This is a genomic window from Staphylococcus sp. GW823-FHT05F06, from assembly GCF_058795495.1.
In genome coordinates this window covers 164,925-182,935 of sequence record NZ_JBXAHW010000003.1, presented here as the reverse complement: position 1 = coordinate 182,935, position 18,011 = coordinate 164,925, and the positions used below count along the sequence as shown (strand labels likewise).

The window sequence follows — 18,011 nt, the reverse complement described above, 5'->3', positions numbered from 1 at the left end:
GTCTGTTCGCTCGACTTGCATGTATTAGGCACGCCGCCAGCGTTCATCCTGAGCCAGGATCAAACTCTCCATAAAAATTATGATGTTTGATTAGCTCATAAATACTAAATAGTTTGTAACGTTTCGTTACTGTTTATTGGAATTAACGTTGACATATTGTCATTCAGTTTTCAATGTTCATTTTCTTACCGACAAGAATTAATTATACTCTTCATGGTTGTTTAAGTCAACAACTTTTTGAAATTAATTTTAGTCGTTTGTTTAATGATTCGTTAAGTTGTTTCGCTCAACAAATAAATACTATACAGACTTATTCTCGTTTTAACAACAGTAAAAATTACACTATCAAAAACAATTCAAATTACTCCGGAGGAAAAACCGAACTTTTTTTGTATGAAATTTAATTATAAACGTGTTATACAGAAAAATGGTTGCTAAAATAAAACTTAAACGCCTATACAAACCCTATTCACAAACTTTATTTTTGTTGTTCATTTTAAAATATTTTTACTATTTTACTATAATCCTTGTTTTTTATTCCAAATACTTTACATCATCCTTGGGTAAAGAAGGATTGATTCTTATCCTCATTAATAATAAATGTAATTATAAAAGCCTTTCCGTGAACTCAATAAGTCTGAATTCTAAAAAGTGAAACAGAAATCTTATCATATTCTTCTTTGTTTCAATCCATTACCGAACCCCAACTTGCTTTGTCTGTTGAATTTCTCAGTGAAATTCTCTATGTTGGGAAGATTCATATATAAGCGTGTTCAATCTTCTTCTATTTAAATGTAAATAAAGTCTAGAATATAGACTTATATCCCAGACTTTAAAATAGTAGATATTATTACATTTCCGTTCTACCTGCAATTGCTTTAGATAAAGTCACTTCATCAGCATATTCTAAATCGCCGCCTACAGATAAACCTTGTGCCAGTCTTGTGACTTTAATCCCAATTGGTTTAACCAACCTAGATATATACATTGCAGTAGACTCGCCTTCTAGGTTAGGATTCATAGCTAATATAAGCTCTTTCACCTCATCGTTTTTGAGGCGTTCAACTAATGCAGGTATATTGATGTCTTCAGGCCCAATACCATCCATTGGTGAAATCGAACCATGAAGCACGTGATATAAACCTTTATATTCACGCATTTTTTCCATTGCTATGACATCCTTGTCATCTTCAACTACACATATGACAGAACGATCTCGCTGTTTATCTTCACATATATAACAAGGATCATTTTCTGTAATATGCCCACAAACACTACAATAGGTAAGTTCTCTTTTAACATCAACTAGTGCTTTAGCAAACTTAACAACATCGTCTTCTTTCATATCTAAAGTATGAAAAGCCAGACGTTGAGCCGTCTTTGGTCCAATGCCTGGCAGTTTCATAAAACTATCGATAAGCTTTGATATAGGTTCTGGATAATGCATATTTCATCACATTCCAGGGATGTTTAAGCCTTGAGTATGCTTACCTAAACGTTGTTGTGTTAACTCATCTGCTTTATTCATCGCTTCATTTGTAGCCGCCAATACTAAATCTTGAAGCATCTCAATATCTTCTGGATCAACAGCTTCTTCTTTAATTTCTACATCTACAACTTCTTTATGACCTGTTACAGTAACAGTCACCATACCTCCGCCTGCTGTTCCAGCAACGCGTTCTTCTTTTAATTTCTCTTGTTCTTGAGCCATTTTCTTTTGCATTTTCTGCATTTGTTTCATCATTTGTTGCATATTTCCGCCACCGCGCATAATTTCATTTCCTCCTTAATAGTAAACAATTTCTATAAAAATTTAGCTTTTATTACATTATACATACCAAGATATCGCTTGTCATGTATCAGTCTTCATCAACTAAGTGTACAGTTTCCTCACCAAATAAGTCTTTAGCTTTTTGAGCAATATCTATTTGTTGAGACTGTTGTGTGCTTTGTTTTTCGCTTTGATGTGTTTCATTGGTGTTACGATTTTGTAAGTACTCTGCTCTCACTCTCAGCCATTGGTCAGCCGGCACTCCAACTACTTTGACAGTTTTATTAACTATATTACAAACTACACTTTCAATATTGTTTCTCTTTTCATCATCTTTATTTACTATTTCACAATGAATTTCTTCATCAAATTTAACTAACACATGATCTTCACTAGCTGCTACTGGTTCTGAATTCAGTAGCAAACTTACTAAAGACTTTTTATCATTACTTTTTGCATGATCAATCACTTCTTGCCAATGGTTCTTCAACAATTTGATATCATCTTTGTTTGCTTTGTCTAATACTTTCGCTATTTGTTGCATAGAAAACGTATTTTTAGATCGTTGAATCGTACGTGTTGGTTTCTTAGGTTGTTGACTAACTTTATTAGTTTTGATCCCTTGTTCTTTTAAGGTTTTAAGCTCATTTTCAAGTTGTTCTAAACGTTGTAATAACATCTCATTATCTGGTTCATTAGCTACCGATGCTGTTGCTACATTTTGTACAGTTTGAGGCTGTGTCTTAATCATTTCTGCAAGTTTAACTAGCAACACTTCAAAATGAACACTTTGATTTACACTGAACCTAATGGATACTAGTGTATCATTGATGATATCTATCATCCTGTATAACATATCTAAGTCGAAATGAATAAGTGATTCAAAATGAACGGATTCGTTAGACGTTTTATTCATAATTGTATCTCTAACAAAGTAAATCATATCATTAATGAGTCTGTTGACTTCTTTACCTTCTGAAATAAAATGATGATATCTATTAAATGCGGCTTTAACATCACTTTTTACAATGTCATTAAATAACTCATTTAATGCCGCTTCATCAACACTACCTGTAACATTTAAAGCATCTTGTAAAGTAAGTCGTTCGTCTCCAAACGCTATTGCTTGATCCATAATGCTTAATGCATCTCGCATACCACCTTCTGATGCTTTAGCAATAAATTCTAATGCTGCGTCATCGTAATCCAAAGATTGAGAATTAGCTACATACTTAAGTCTATCTATAATTTGGTCACTGCTAATTGCTTTAAAGTCAAATCGTTGCGCTCTCGAAATAATAGTGGGTGGAATTTTATGTGGTTCTGTTGTTGCCAAGATAAATATAGCATGCGCTGGTGGTTCTTCTAATGTTTTAAGCAAAGCATTGAAAGCACCAGTAGTTAACATATGAACCTCATCAATAATATATACTTTATACTTAGATTCACTAGGTGCGTACTTAACTTTATCTCTAATATTCCTTATTTCATCTACACCGTTATTACTTGCAGCATCAATTTCAATTACATCGTTATTCGTACCTTGTGTGATTCCTTTACAAATCGCACATTCATTACAAGGTTCACCATCGTCACTATTAAGACAATTAATAGCTTTGGCAAAAACCTTTGCAATACTAGTTTTACCCGTACCTCTCGGACCACTAAAAATATATGCATGGGATTGTTTACCTTTTGAAATTGCATTACGCAGCGTTTTAGTTACATGCGTTTGTCCAACCACATCATCAAAACTTTGCGGTCTATACATACGATACAAAGCTTGGTAATCCACCGTAGCACCTCCATTAACAATTACTCATTATTATATCACGCTCTTATATTTTCTTATCAATTAAAATCAATCCAGTACTTCCGGATAATACACCGTCATTCCAGACCATTCATTTTGAACTGGTTTTAGAAATTTTACTAATAATGATTGATGATTTCGTTTTTCTTCTATATGTATATTATATAAATGGGCTGCTTCATAATCAGATTTCTCAAAGTACTGAGGATGATTATTTACAAAAATAGCACAATAGCCTTGTTCTTTAGCACGTTCTTCTACAGCTTTTAACAGGGCTTGACCTAAACCTTGGTTTCGAATAGATTTATCTACTGACAGTGCACCAATGGCTAACGCTATCGCTTTTTTGTTTTTAGACGACAACTTAACCTCTGCTAACACAACGTGACCTATAACTTCATTCAATTCATTCTTAGCTATAACTTCTAATTCATAATTGTAGCTTTCAAGTTTTCTTAGATTTTTAACGCGCGCTCGATCTTGCCAACTGGATTCTGGATTTAGATTATAATTATTTTCTATACTATTTAGTGACGTTTCATAATCGACCTCTGTTAAAGTACTTAAATAAATATGCATGTATCCTCCATTTTAATAAGCCATTCTATATTTCGACGTAAATTTTTTAATTAACTAGGTTTTCATTTTACAACGATATAACTTTAACAAATTATTCGTTATTAATCCATTTAATAAAAATGACTTGAAGTAAAACATCACACTTAACATCAAACATTGAAATGAATATTTAGATAAATAATTATAGTGCTTCGTAGTAACTACTCCAACTTAAGATAGAAATCAATAGCTATTATATTTAGTTTAATTGTAAATAAAAAAATAGCCCTGAATGAAATTTAAATAACTTCACATCGGACTATACATCTAAGTTTCATAACCTAGATCTTTATTATCTATATAAAAATTTGCTTAAATCTAAAGTAAAAAACCATGCACCTTTGTATCGAACGCATATCATAAACGTTACCGAAGTCGACAGCTAAATCTCGGCTACCCTACGGCACATATGAGAATCCACTTAATGCTGCTTCCGTCAGGACCTGACATGGTTCATGGGTTCATATTGCATAGGACCGAAATCTTCAAACACTACGTGCTTCGGGCAGACTTCACAAAAATACGCCCTCAACAAAGGAATTAAGTCTCGCATAAAGCGGATTTCGAGTACAGGGAACCGCTACCTCCCCACCTAGCACGGTAAGAACTATATTACTATAATTCTGCCTCTCTTTGCAAGCGTAAAAATTTAATCTTCTTCACTTAAAAGACAAACACGACAATTTTTTGAACCTCATTAAAATGTAATTATCGTCGTCTTGAAAATTCTTTGAACTTAAATTCTGTGGCTAAATGTTTTGAAATAGTATATTGAAAACATCTGGTAACTTTTAAAAAACAGTACTTCTGACAGTAGCTGTAAAAGGTGTAAAATGATCACCAAAAATTCCGTAGTTAAAAGATGGAAAAGTTTTAAAAGTAATAGACTTACTTGAATAACTTATATCTAATTTCAAATCCTTTTCAATGATTAATTGTCGTTGAAGACATTTCTCCTACGGTCATTAATTCTTTATTTCCAAAAGCATTTAAATTTTCTGCACAATGAGTTACATTGAAAATTTATTCATATATATAAATTACAAATACAACATAAAAGCTAGGACATAATTTCTAGCCTCTTTTTTATTTTAAATATAAACATATAACATGTCACCTTATTTAAACATTATAGACGTAACTAAGAGAGTCACACCAGACAGACAAATTGAAGTTATACAGATCACAATGAATGGTTTAAGTGCTTTTGAAATAACTTCTTTTAAAACGATATTCAATCCTAGAGCAACCATCGCCATTAACATACATAACGTTGTAATAACATTTATAATATTCATAAGTAATGAAGGAATAGGAACAAATGTATTGATACAAGCCATTATAATAAATCCAATTAGAAAGTAAGGAATATCGATTTTTTGTTGTACTTGACTTGAGTGTGACTTATAACGCATATACAAAATCAAGACAATACTTAATGGAATAAGTAAAAACACACGGCCTAATTTTCCAAGTAAAGCAAATGTCATTGCCTCCGACCCGCCAATACCTGCTGCTAAAACGACTTGAGCGATTTCATGTAGACTGATACCTGTCCAAGCACCATAAGTTATAGTAGGTATGTTAAAAATAGCCTCGATAGCTGTATAAATAAGTGCAAATATAGTTCCAACTAGTGCAATAATACCTACACTTATTGCAATGTCTTTTTCTTTAGATTTTAAGATTGGTGCTGTAGCTGCAATAGCTGCAGCTCCACATACTCCTGTACCAATACCAAGTAGTATAGAGATATCTTTATTTCCTTTAATAATTTGATTCAAAAGTAAAGTTAAACTTATTGAAAAGATAATTACGATAATATCAATAAGTAGTAATTTCCAACCTTTACCTAGAATATCTCCCATATTTAATTTTAACCCATATAAGATAATCGCAAATTTTAATAAACGTTTCGATGCAAACGTAATACCTGGGCGAATATGCTCAGGATAACCTATGACTTGGCGGTATATCATCGCAAAAATGATGGCAATAGCTAACGCCCCAATCGTATGTAAAATAGGAAATTTAGCTAATATATAACTGATTATTGCAATCGTAAATGTAAACATATTACCTTTCATAAATGAAGCCTGCGTTATTGATTTCATATGTACTTTCACCTCGATATGAAATCTTAGCACGTTATTGTTATAGCGTTAAATAAATAATAAGTATAGTATATATATCAAAAATGTTATATTAGAATTAAAGGAGAATGATGCATGGATCCGTATAAGGTATTAATTGAAGTAATGAAAACAGAAAGTTTTACTAGAGCAGCAGAAAATTTATATACTTCGCAGCCTTCTGTGAGTCGTGATATTAAACGTTTAGAATTAAAATATAATGTTAAAATATTTGAATTTAAATCTCCATATTTAAAACTAACTAGAGATGGCGAAAAGCTATTACAATACGCATTGCAACGGGAAAGTATTGAACAAGAATTATGGCAAAACTTAACATCGGAATCTGAAATCATCTCAGGCACCTTAACAATTGGAAGCAGTTATACATATGGTGAATATTTATTATCAGAACAGCTTACCAGTCTTATGCAACAATACCCTAAGTTACATATTCATTTACGTGTTAATAATTCAGATTCTGTTATAAATGATATTAAACACAACAGAGTAGATATAGGTATTGTAGAAAAGGAAATTCAAGACAATGCAATAAAATGTAAGGAAATAATGGAAGACGAAATGGTGTATATTTACAAAAAATCGATTCAACCTAGAATGGATATATGTTTCGTTAGAGAAAAAGGGTCTGGAACAAGGTTTTATCAGGAAGTAGGTCTTTCTGAGTTGAAATTAAATCCATATTTGATAGAAATTAACAATATTAAGATTATTAAACAAATGGTAGAGGCTGGAAATGGGTTTGCAATTATTTCAAAATCAGCACTTCATCCAGAAGATTATGAAAAATTAATGATAACAACTTTAAATGTGAAACGTCACTATTACCTTGCTCAACATGTTGATAAATATATAGGTGAAAATATTAGAGCTGTCATTGAAATGATTATGAAGTAGAGTATATAAAAAATCTGAGGCTAGGAATTATGTCCCAGCCTCTTCGGTATCTATTAGTCTTGGAATTTAAATTCTAATGGCGGAGGAAGAGGGATTCGAACCCCCGCGGCCCGTTAAGGCCCTGTCGGTTTTCAAGACCGATCCCTTCAGCCGGACTTGGGTATTCCTCCAATTAACACAATAACAATAATATAATGACTTTAATTAAAAGTCAATATAATTATTCTTGAGTTTACACTAGAACTTCTTTACTTAAGTATTGATCAACAGAATGTGCTACTTCACGACCTTCTTTTATTGCCCAAACAACCAAACTCTGACCTCGTCTTGCATCTCCTGCAGCAAATATTTTAGCGTGATTAGTTTGATAATTTGTATCATTAGCTACAATTTTATTACGCTCGGTGTGTATATCAAACGCATGCGGAACAGTGGTTTCAGTACCAACAAACCCTATAGATAATAAGACTAAATCAGCCGGCCAAAATCGTTCTGGTCCATCTTCCATCACCATGCCATCAGGCGTTTCTTTTAATATTTGTGTATATAAGCCTTTAACATTTCCTAACTCGTCAACATCATAGCGCATTGTTTGTACACCATAGGCTCTTGGTTCTTGACCAAATTTAGCTTCATATTCCTTATGCGCATAATCCATTTTGAAAACAGGCATTGCTAATGGCCAGGAAGTATTACTTTCAAAAGTAATCTCTTCAGGCTGTTTCGTATATTTATTAAATTGAACAATAGATTTACAGTTTTCACGTAATGCTGTCGCTACACAGTCTGCACCAGTATCACCAGCACCTATAATAATTACATTCTTATCTTTAGCAGTAATGCTCAAACTTTCAATCTCACCATTTAGATACTGTGTTTGTTCAGTAAGATAGTCCATTGCAAAATGAATACCAGAGCCCATTCGTCCTTCCAATGGTAAATCTCTCGCATTTTGAGCACCTGTGCATAAAATAATAGCATCATAATTTTCTTCAAGTGTTTCACGGCTCACATCGACGCCAATTTCAACGCCTGTTTTAAATAAAACCCCAGCATCTTTCATAAGTGATACACGTCGACGTATTACGTCTTTATCTAGTTTCATATTTGGTATACCATACATTAGCAAGCCGCCTGGTTCATGCGCCTTTTCATAAACAGTAACTTTATAGCCTTTAAAGTTTAATTCTTCAGCTGCTGTAAGTCCCGCTGGACCACTACCTACGATAGCAACTCGTTGGTCTTTATGATCTTCAGGATATGCGGGATGAACCCACTCATTCTCATATGCTTCATCAATAATTGTACGTTCAATACCTTTAATCGCCACGGATTCTCTATTAATTTTCATAACACATGATTGCTCACATGGTGCAGGACAAACTCTTCCTGTAAATTCAGGAAAATTATTCGTCTCTCTCAATCTTTCGTAAGCAGCTTTAAAATCTTGATGATAGACTAAGTCGTTCCACTCAGGTATATAATTACCAATAGGGCATCCTATTGTTTCTCTTCCATAAGATTGCCCAGTTTGACAAAAAGGTGTTCCACAATCCATACAGCGCGCACCCTGAATCGAAGCATCTTCTTTAGTGAAGCGTTGTTGAAACGCTTCATGATTCGAAAGACGGTCTACCAAAGACAATTCTGATAGCGACTGTTTATCATATTTCATAAATCCTTTAAATTCGCCCATGATAATCCCTCACTTCTTTAATAAATGACTGCTGGCTGTAGCTCTTGTTCAATTGTTTCTCTGTCATCATAAAACGCTGCCAGTGTTGCTTCATCTTCACGTTCCATTTGACGTTTTTTCAAATCAATTTTTTGCATCATTAATTTGTAATCTTTCGGAATAACTTTAATTGCTAACTTTTCAATATTGTCAAATTGGTCAAGTAATTGGCGTGCTTTGTTACTACGTGTATGCTTAAAATGTGCTTCAAGCATGTCTTTGATAAGAGATTTTTCCTCATCAAAACGTATGCTACTGAATTCTAAAGTTTCAAGCGCATTAACCTTTTTAAATTTCTCCACGTCAGAAGGGAAAATATAACTTACGCCCCCGCTCATGCCTTGGCCAAAGTTCTTTCCAACATCTCCTAAGATAATGACATGTCCCCCTGTCATATATTCAAGTCCATGATCACCAATACCTTCTACTACAACATCTGCACCACTATTTCTGATACAGAAACGCTCACCAGCTTTACCATTGATAAACGCTTTACCTCTAGAAGCCCCGTAAAAGTTTACATTTCCTGCTATAATTTCATTTTCACGTTGACTATTTGGAGCATTTACGATGACAGTTCCACCGGACAATCCTTTACCTACGTAGTCATTAGCATCACCGGTATGATGGATTGTTAATCCGCGTGGTGCATATGCAGCTAAGCTTTGACCTGCATGACCTTCAGTGTAAGCAAGTATCGTATCTTCAGGTAATCCTTCTTCTCCATATTGTTTAGCTATCGCACTACCTGTAATTACACCTACATCTCGCTGTTCATTATTAACAACATAATTTCCGGTAAAAGAGTGCCCGTTTTCAATACTATAGCGTGCGTCTGGGTACAGATAATTCAAATCGAATCCTTCATCAAGATGATGGTTTTGTGATATCTCTTTCGTATTAACCCCGTCAAATTGTTCTATTAAACGTTCTATTTGAAGCGAAGCTGCTTTACTATTTGGTTTCAATTGCGTCGAACGTTGAAGAAGATCTGTTCTTCCTACTAACTCTTCTACTGTTTCTAAACCAAGTGAAGCCAAAATTTCACGTAATTCTTCAGCTATAAAATACATAAAGTTAACTACATGCTGTGCCTTACCTCTAAACAAAGCTCTTAAATCTTTGTTTTGTGTTGCAACCCCTACTGGACACGTATCGTTATGACAAACCCTCATCATAATACACCCCAAAACAACAAGTGGTGCTGTTGCGAAACCAAATTCTTCTGCACCAAGCGCACAAGCATAAGCTACATCTTTACCCGTCAGTAACTTACCATCCGTTTCTAATTTTACGCGACTACGCAAATCATTTAATTTAAGTGTTTGATGTGTTTCGGCAAGGCCTATCTCCCATGGCAAACCTGCATGTTGAATACTTGTTTTAGGCGATGCACCTGTACCTCCATCATAACCACTTATAACAATTTTATCGGCGAAAGCTTTAGCTACCCCTGAAGCTATAGTTCCAACGCCAGTTTTTGATACAAGCTTAACTGCAATATCAGCTCTTCTATTTGCATTTTTTAAATCATGAATGAGCTGTGCTAAGTCCTCAATTGAATAAATATCATGGTGTGGTGGTGGTGAAATTAATCCTATACCTGGTGTCGAACCTCTAGTCTCAGCAATCCATGGATATACTTTTGAACCTGGTAGTTGTCCACCTTCCCCTGGTTTAGCGCCTTGTGCGACTTTAATTTGAATTTCTTTTGCATGTTGCAAGTAATCACTCGTCACCCCAAAACGACCTGATGCAACTTGCTTAATCGCACTTATCTTATTACTTCCATCCTTTTGAATTTCGTAACGTGAAGAATCTTCTCCACCTTCTCCACTATTACTTTTACCTCCAATTTGATTCATAGCTTGAGCCAACGTCTCATGTGCCTCTGCTGAGATAGAGCCGTAACTCATTGCTCCTGTATTAAAACGTTTTACGATTTCACTTGCTGGTTCAACACGACTAATATCAATAGATTGGCGTGTCTTGAATTCTAATAAATGTCTAATATGATCCGTACGTTTTAAATTTACAGTTTTGGAGAATTTTTTAAATAACTCGTAATCATTTTCTCTACATGCATGCTGCAATAAAAAAATCGTACGAGGATTAAATGCATGATGCTGACCTTGCTGTCTCCATTGAAATACACTTCCGGATTCAAGATAATCAGAATCATCACTTTGTCTCGCTTTATTCTCTTTGTCTATTTGTTCAATACTTATACCAGATAATTTTGACTGTGTACCTGTAAAATATTTTTCAATGACGCTATTCGATAAACCTACCGCTTCAAATATCTGTGCTCCTTGATAACTTTGTACAGTAGAAATGCCCATTTTAGCCATCACTTTAATAACGCCTTCTGACAATACATTGGTATACGTAGCAACATTTTCAGCGACAGTTCCTGAAAGTTGACCTTGACGCGTTAATTGTTCAATCGTTCGTTGCGCTAAATATGGAACTACAGCGTTTGCACCATAACCAAGTAAACATGCAACGTGATGAACTTCTCGTGTTTCACCGGACTGCGCAATGAGGCTGGTCTCCATTCTTAATCCTTCTCGAATTAATAATTGATGCACGTGACTTAACGCTAATAAAATTGGCATTGCATAACTATTTTCGTGAGTTAAAGACGTATCGTCTAACACCAAAATTTTCGCACCTTCATGTACAGCCTGTATTGCTCGGTTCCCTAGTTCATTTAAGCTACTTTCCAAATCACCTGTATAAAGTGTAGATAAATACGTTACATTAAAATACGAATGATCGATTGATGATAATTGCGCTTCATTTAAAACTGGTTTTTTTAATTGAATTCTTTCTAAAACTGATTCATCAGGACATAAGAGGTTCCCTTCTGAACCTAAATATGAAAGTTCACTAGTTACAATCTTTTCTCGATAAGCATCGATGGGTGGATTGGTAACTTGTGCAAATAATTGTTTAAAATAATTAAATAGTGACTCAGGCTTATCATTAAGAACTGCAATAGGTGCATCATATCCCATCGCTCCGATGGGATCTTTTTTATTGATGACTAAATCTGTCATATATTTATTGATATCTTCTTTAGTGTAAGCAAATTGTTTCTGTAAGCGGAAGAGTGTTTGATCATCCCAGTCGGAAGATTGGTAATAAATATTATCTAAATCATTTTTATTTTTATAATCTTTTAGCCATTGTTCGTAGGGCAACTCATTAGCAATATTAGTTTTTAGCTCATTATTTTCTACAACCTTATTTTGCAAAAAGTCTACAAGTAATAACTTTCCAGGATTAAGTTGTCCTTTAAATGCTACATTTTCTTCTGGAACATCAATGACACCTACTTCGGAAGAAAAAACAATAAAATTGTCTTTAGTTATTGTATAACGCCCAGGTCTTAATCCATTTCTATCAGTCAATGCACCTATCTTATCTCCATTGCAAAAGGAAATCATAGTTGGTCCATCCCATGGCTCCATTAAATAACTATAAAATTCATAGAAAGAGCGAACTTTTTTATCGTTAGATTCATTGTATAACCATGGCTCTGGAATTAATAACATCGCTGCTTTTTCAGGCTCCATTGCTAATGATAAGAACTCTAACGCATTATCAACTATTGATGAGTCACTACCATCTTCATCAACAATAAAATGCACCTTATCTTTCTCATCTTCAAATAATGTTTCAACTAGTTTATTTTGGCGTGCTCGCATCCAGTTTACGTTACCCTTAATGGTATTAATTTCACCATTGTGCATAAGCATGCGATTGGGATGTGCACGTTTCCAACTTGGAAATGTATTAGTACTAAAGCGGGAGTGTACAAGTCCTAATTTTGATTGATATGCCTCATTTTGTAGGTCTAAATATAAGCCTTTAATTTGATCCGAACGTAACCAACCTTTATAAACAATCGTTCTATGAGAGAGACTTGTAAAATATAAATCTATGGATTGTGTTTCACTATATTTTTCAATTTGCTTTCTTGCTAAAAACAATCGTTTTTCAACTTCTTTTACACCTGTGATGTCAACAAATACTTGTTGAATATAAGGCATAGTATCTGCAACATGTTGAGCAATAGCGCGAGTATCTACTGGCACATCTCTATATCCAATGACTTTAAAACCTTCACTTTCAAAATATTGATTAAACATCTCTTCGTGAATTGAATCTCTAACTTTCTCTTTAGAAAAAAATAATCCCACGGCATAATATCCTTCGCCGGGAACTTTGAATTCTGTTAATTGTTCGAACAATTGGTATGGTATCTCCGTCATAATTCCTGCACCATCACCAGTAATACCATCGGCACCTACTCCACCACGATGATCTAACCGTCTTAACATTTCTAAAGATTTTTCTATAATATCGTGAGATCTTTTATTATCCATATTGGCATAAAATCCAATACCACACGCATCATGCTCTTCACGATAATCGTATAGTCCCTTTTTTAATTTCTCATTGTACATGATGCACACTCCCTTATTAGAATTTTCTGACAATTTTGTTTGATAGTAATTACTATAATGTAATTTATTTATCTGTTCAATATATAAATTAGATTAAATTCATCTAATTATTAGAACGATTGTAAAAAATACTGATATACTAGGTTTAAAATAAGACAGTATTTATTTTATTGAATGGAGGGAAATCAACTATGGATATAAAACAACTTAGATACTTTGTAGAGGTTGCACGTCGAGAGCATATTTCAGATGCGGCATTAGAACTAAACATTGCACAGTCTGCGATTAGTCGTCAAATCACTCAACTCGAAAAAGAATTGGGGGTGACATTATTTAAAAGAAGTGGGAGAAATATCATATTAACTGTTGAAGGTAGACAGTTACTCTCACAGGCAACTCAAATACTAGAATTAATGGATAAAACCATTCACTCATTTCAACAACACGTATCACATAACCAACAGACAATTTATATTGGATATGAAGAAAGTGATGCCTCTCAAATGATTCTTCCCCTAATTCAAACATTTGAACAACAAAGTAACAGTACCATGATTCCGCAACTTACAAAACATGATAAATTATTAGATCAAATCCTTTCCAATCAATTGGATCTTGCAATCACTGAATTTACTCCTGTGTTAGAACGGGAAACACATTTACGCGTCATGCCTTTATTTGAAGAAAATTATTATATGTATGTGCCCAAATCACATCCACTAGCTATGACTGTACATCCCCCGCTATCTCAATTTACAAATCAATCACTATACTGTCTCGAACCAATGACAAGCTCAATAAAAAGTAAATTGATTGAAAAGACTAAGGCACAAGTACGAATGATTTCAGATATGAAACTCGCTCAACATATTTTGAGTCATAATAAGGGATTTATTATTTCTAGTCAAAATTCTTTACTATATGATCACGTAAATTGGACTAAAATCCCTTTAAATCATACAGAATTAAAACGAATGCTATGTGTAGTTATGCGAAAAGATAACAAGAAAAACGACATTAATATAGCATGGAATTTAATTTGCACATTATTAAATAAATCGACTATATATTAACCATTCATCTTATCTTTGCAAAACTTTATCACTCTTCAACATAAACATTTCATTGATAACTTTTTGAGTTCAATCATAAAAGGTCGTATAATCACTATATCAATATGATTATCAAGTTGAGAATTGAGGTTTTAAGATGCAATCCAAGAATTTTTTTAAAACACCTTTTACTTGGATGATGATAATCTTTAGTTGCCTGTTTTTAGGTACGTTAATATTCACGTTTTTTAACGATAGATTTTATAATATGCCTATAGGACAAATCACTCAAATTACTGATATCCAATCACAAAAGGTAACAGACGAGCACAAAAATAAAGATATTAAGTACAAAGAGAAGATAACATTCAAGATTCTAAATGGTGAATTCAAGGGGCAAACAACGACGATTCCCCACCAATATGTGAAATCTCAAGCTGATTCAGAATCATTTTCCAAAAATGACAAGGTTCTTTTACATATTTCTAAAAATCCTAAAGACGCAACTATTATAGAGAAAAAACGAGATACTATTGTTGTCATAATAACCGGCTTATTTTTACTTACTGTTTTAGTTGTAGGAAAAAAAGTAGGACTTCAATCTATATTATCTCTTATCGTTAATACCATTGCCGTTATGGGAGCTATTTTAATACATGATCAATATGGGGCTATAAGTTTATTCTTTTTGATGACTTGTGCTATTATCATTTCCACTTCTTTCACTTTACTACTTGTAACAGGTTGGCATAGCCGAACCTTAATTACTATTGTAAGTACGCTGATTGGTACGTTCTTATGTGTTGGAATTACCGAAGTCATCATCAAATTTACCGGGGGAAATGGAATAAAATACGAAACAATCACTTTCCTTACTCTCCCTCCTAAGGATGTCTTTCTAGCTTCCGTACTAATAGGTACACTTGGAGCAGTGATGGATGTTTCTATTACTATTGCAAGTGGGATGTACGAAATTTTAAAACGTAGCCCTCAAATTTCCATGAAACGTTGGGCTCTTGCCGGAAGACATATCGGTCAGGATATAATGGGAACAATGACTAATATACTTCTCTTTTCATATCTATCTGGTAGCTTACCTATGTTTCTAATTTATTTAAAAAATGCTAACACTATTACTTATACTATTTCGATGAATTGGTCATTAGAAGTTGCTCGAGCATTAACTGGTGGGATAGGTATCGTTTTAACTATTCCTATAACAATTGCTTTAATGGAACTATGGTTTAAACTGCGAGGTGTTAATCAATGAGTGCAATTACTATTTTAGGTTTCTTATTATTGTTGATAATGGTTATTTTCGGAGGTAAAAAAGGACTCATTTCTTTTTTCACTTTGTTTTTAAATTTTATCATTCTTGTAATAAGTATTCTTTTAATTATATATGGTGTGCCAATCTATCTTGTCACATTTATATTTTGCTTTATCATAGCCGCAATTAATTTATTTGTATTAAATAGTTACAATGTAAAAACACAAGCGGCTTTTCTAGGTACTTTAGTAACAATACTTATATTAATACTCATGATATACTTTTCAGTTGAGATGGGTCACTTACAAGGTTTTGCCACCGAACAGCAGGATGAAACATATGTGTATTCAATGAATATTGGTATTAATATGGTACAATTTATGGTATTTACAATTGTTCTTGCAGTGATAGCTGCAGTCATTGATTTAGCAATAACAATTAGTTCCCCTATGTATGAACTAAATGAGACTAATCCAAATTTAAATCAGCATCAATTATTTCAGTCTGGTATGCGTGTGGGTAGAGAGATATTAGCAACTTCTGCCAACACCATTTATTTAGCATTTTTCGGAGGACAATTAACTTTATTCTTCTGGTTCTTTAAATTAAAATATTCATTTGGACACATCATTAATTCGAAGATATTCACACAGGAATTTATAGCTATTTTACTTGGTGGTATCGCCGTTGCAATTAGCATTCCCATTACTGCATGGATTACAGCATTTATGATTAAACATGTCAGTCAGAAGAAGACTCTTACGAATCAACAAAATAAATAAAATATTCCCATCGCCTTTAAATAATTAAAGCGAGCGTTGATAATCAAACAATTTAACTTAATTATTATATGGCGATGGGATGTTTAATATTATTCTTAATGTATAAACCTAATTTAAAGTAATTGCATTTTTAATAAATATTCGTCATATTCTTTTTTATATTTGATAGTGTACGTAAATTCTTTAACCCATGAAAATATATCTTTCTCACATCTGTGTAACAACTTACTCACTTTTCACCGACAACTTTTGCTCAACATTAACTTTCTATAATGCATCGCCAAAATAATATAGCAAATAGGTTTTTTCATATACTGTCTAACCATTAATCTTTTCACTCAGAAAGATTCAGTCATCTATGTACCTGCACAACTAGGTTAGGTTAATGGCTTCTATAATGAGCACAGTTTAAATATTCAATTAGCGCGCTTTCATAAACTTGATATTATCAAAACTTCACATCAATAGAAATTGAGTTGCGTAATATGATGTTAATATTTAAACCCTATCTATTAATCATTGATAAATTCCTTAATCCACGTATTCACTGCAGGCGCTATATTTTCACTGTCATTGATATCGAACCATTTCATGTCAGTAATTTCATGATCGGTTTCAACTTTTGACCAATCTATAGCTCGATTAACTTTAAATCCATTAAGTTCAGTCAACATATTAGGTTGTGGATAGGCTTCTCCGACAATAGTTCCAATAAATTCTAATTCATCTTTAGCTAATTCTAAGCGCAATTCTTCCTTCAATTCTCTCTGTAAAGCTTCCACAAGGCTCTCACCCTCATCAATTTTACCACCCGGGAAATAATACTTATCTCTATGTCGAACTTGTACAAGTAGTAACTGATGATTCTTTTCTTCAACCAAGCAAACACATTTAATCATTCATCAATTCACCCTTATTCATAATAAATATCTTCAATTTCATACTTATATTTAGTATTATGTTATCATAAATAAGTTACTACATGATTTAACTAAACTACATTTAATTGAAAATATGACAATTAACCATACATTCGAATATTTTAATCTTCAAAATAAGTATGGTATACGGAGGGAATCATAATTTATGGCTAAACAAGCAAACGCTTCACGTTTATCAAGATTATTCAATGTAGCAGGATTCATTGTAGATGGTTATAACGGAATTCGCTATAATGCTAAGAATAAACAACTTGTCTATTTATCATTAGGTCTAAGCGCACTTGGAACAATCATTGATTTTTACATTTCTATTAAATCTGCATCTAAACTTCGTAAGTTAAGTGCACTTGGATCATTTGCAATCAATGGGGTACGCTTATTCACAAGTTTTAAAAAAGTTAGAGATGAATATGACTATCACTAAACAAATTAAAACTGATAATTAAATTTTTTCAGAAAAAATAAGTTGCCAAACATTAAAATATATTCTTATGAGATGACTAG

At 33.3% G+C, this 18,011-nt stretch carries 13 protein-coding genes, 1 tRNA gene, 1 rRNA gene, 1 other RNA gene and 1 pseudogene; 5 read left to right on the top strand and 12 right to left on the bottom strand.

All coding sequences use genetic code 11. The annotated features are described in order from the left end of the window. From AC1Q7N_RS03645 to AC1Q7N_RS03610, 8 genes and pseudogenes are all read right to left on the bottom strand, one after another. Positions 1-75: ribosomal RNA gene (locus AC1Q7N_RS03645) — 16S ribosomal RNA — on the bottom strand; the annotation flags it as partial. Between the two features lie 775 nt (positions 76-850). Continuing rightward, the gene (gene recR, locus AC1Q7N_RS03640) at positions 851-1,447 is read right to left on the bottom strand and encodes a recombination mediator RecR (protein ID WP_001829377.1); all 597 of its coding nucleotides are present in this window, start codon (positions 1,445-1,447) and stop codon (positions 851-853) included. Positions 1,448-1,453: 6 nt separating this feature from the next. Then, positions 1,454-1,771 carry a YbaB/EbfC family nucleoid-associated protein gene (locus AC1Q7N_RS03635; RefSeq protein ID WP_001829343.1) on the bottom strand — a complete coding sequence of 106 codons (318 nt, stop codon included), beginning with the start codon at positions 1,769-1,771 and terminating at the stop codon, positions 1,454-1,456. Positions 1,772-1,859: 88 nt separating this feature from the next. Next, the gene (gene dnaX, locus AC1Q7N_RS03630) at positions 1,860-3,566 is read right to left on the bottom strand and encodes a DNA polymerase III subunit gamma/tau (protein ID WP_001829412.1); all 1,707 of its coding nucleotides are present in this window, start codon (positions 3,564-3,566) and stop codon (positions 1,860-1,862) included. Between the two features lie 66 nt (positions 3,567-3,632). After that, positions 3,633-4,163: a GNAT family N-acetyltransferase gene (locus tag AC1Q7N_RS03625; protein ID WP_001829347.1), complete on the bottom strand. Its 531-nt coding sequence runs from the start codon at positions 4,161-4,163 to the stop codon at positions 3,633-3,635. 370 nt (positions 4,164-4,533) lie between these two features. Beyond that, positions 4,534-4,803, bottom strand: an RNA gene (ffs, locus tag AC1Q7N_RS03620) — signal recognition particle sRNA large type. Positions 4,804-4,910: 107 nt separating this feature from the next. After that, positions 4,911-5,131, bottom strand: a pseudogene (locus AC1Q7N_RS03615) (trehalose operon repressor); the annotation flags it as partial. Positions 5,132-5,320: 189 nt separating this feature from the next. Continuing rightward, positions 5,321-6,316, bottom strand: coding sequence for a YeiH family protein (locus AC1Q7N_RS03610; protein ID WP_145376527.1), 996 nt, complete (start codon positions 6,314-6,316; stop codon positions 5,321-5,323). Positions 6,317-6,430: 114 nt separating this feature from the next. Here AC1Q7N_RS03610 and AC1Q7N_RS03605 point away from each other — a divergent pair, with 114 nt between their 5' ends. Beyond that, positions 6,431-7,252, top strand: a complete 822-nt coding sequence (locus AC1Q7N_RS03605) for a LysR family transcriptional regulator (RefSeq protein ID WP_001829404.1) — start codon at positions 6,431-6,433, stop codon at positions 7,250-7,252. Positions 7,253-7,329: 77 nt separating this feature from the next. On the opposite strand, the gene AC1Q7N_RS03600 is transcribed toward AC1Q7N_RS03605, so the two are convergent. The 3 genes from AC1Q7N_RS03600 to gltB form a co-directional block, all read right to left on the bottom strand. Further along, a tRNA-Ser gene (locus tag AC1Q7N_RS03600) sits at positions 7,330-7,422 on the bottom strand. 62 nt (positions 7,423-7,484) lie between these two features. Next, positions 7,485-8,948: a glutamate synthase subunit beta gene (locus tag AC1Q7N_RS03595; RefSeq protein WP_001829340.1), complete on the bottom strand. Its 1,464-nt coding sequence runs from the start codon at positions 8,946-8,948 to the stop codon at positions 7,485-7,487. 17 nt (positions 8,949-8,965) lie between these two features. Beyond that, positions 8,966-13,462, bottom strand: a complete 4,497-nt coding sequence (gene gltB / locus AC1Q7N_RS03590) for a glutamate synthase large subunit (RefSeq protein ID WP_001832455.1) — start codon at positions 13,460-13,462, stop codon at positions 8,966-8,968. A gap of 191 nt (positions 13,463-13,653) precedes the next feature. Between gltB and gltC the strand changes: the two genes are divergently transcribed. The 3 genes from gltC (at position 13,654) to AC1Q7N_RS03575 (ending at position 16,566) form a co-directional block, all read left to right on the top strand. Further along, positions 13,654-14,535 (top strand): glutamate biosynthesis transcriptional regulator GltC, encoded by an 882-nt coding sequence (gene gltC, locus AC1Q7N_RS03585; RefSeq protein ID WP_002456837.1) that lies wholly within the window; start codon positions 13,654-13,656, stop codon positions 14,533-14,535. A 136-nt stretch (positions 14,536-14,671) separates the two neighbouring features. Further along, a complete protein-coding gene (locus AC1Q7N_RS03580) occupies positions 14,672-15,784 on the top strand; it encodes a YibE/F family protein (RefSeq protein ID WP_002437110.1) in 1,113 nt (370 codons plus the stop codon). Further along, positions 15,781-16,566, top strand: a complete 786-nt coding sequence (locus tag AC1Q7N_RS03575) for a YibE/F family protein (protein WP_001829362.1) — start codon at positions 15,781-15,783, stop codon at positions 16,564-16,566. The genes AC1Q7N_RS03580 and AC1Q7N_RS03575 overlap by 4 nt, the downstream gene beginning before the upstream one ends. A gap of 512 nt (positions 16,567-17,078) precedes the next feature. Here AC1Q7N_RS03575 and AC1Q7N_RS03570 read toward each other — a convergent pair. Next, positions 17,079-17,465: an NUDIX domain-containing protein gene (locus AC1Q7N_RS03570; RefSeq protein ID WP_001829379.1), complete on the bottom strand. Its 387-nt coding sequence runs from the start codon at positions 17,463-17,465 to the stop codon at positions 17,079-17,081. A gap of 187 nt (positions 17,466-17,652) precedes the next feature. On the opposite strand from AC1Q7N_RS03570, the gene AC1Q7N_RS03565 reads away from it, so the two are divergent. Continuing rightward, entirely contained in the window at positions 17,653-17,931 is a 279-nt protein-coding gene (locus AC1Q7N_RS03565) for a hypothetical protein (protein WP_001829373.1), read from the top strand. Positions 17,932-18,011: the final 80 nt, after the last annotated feature.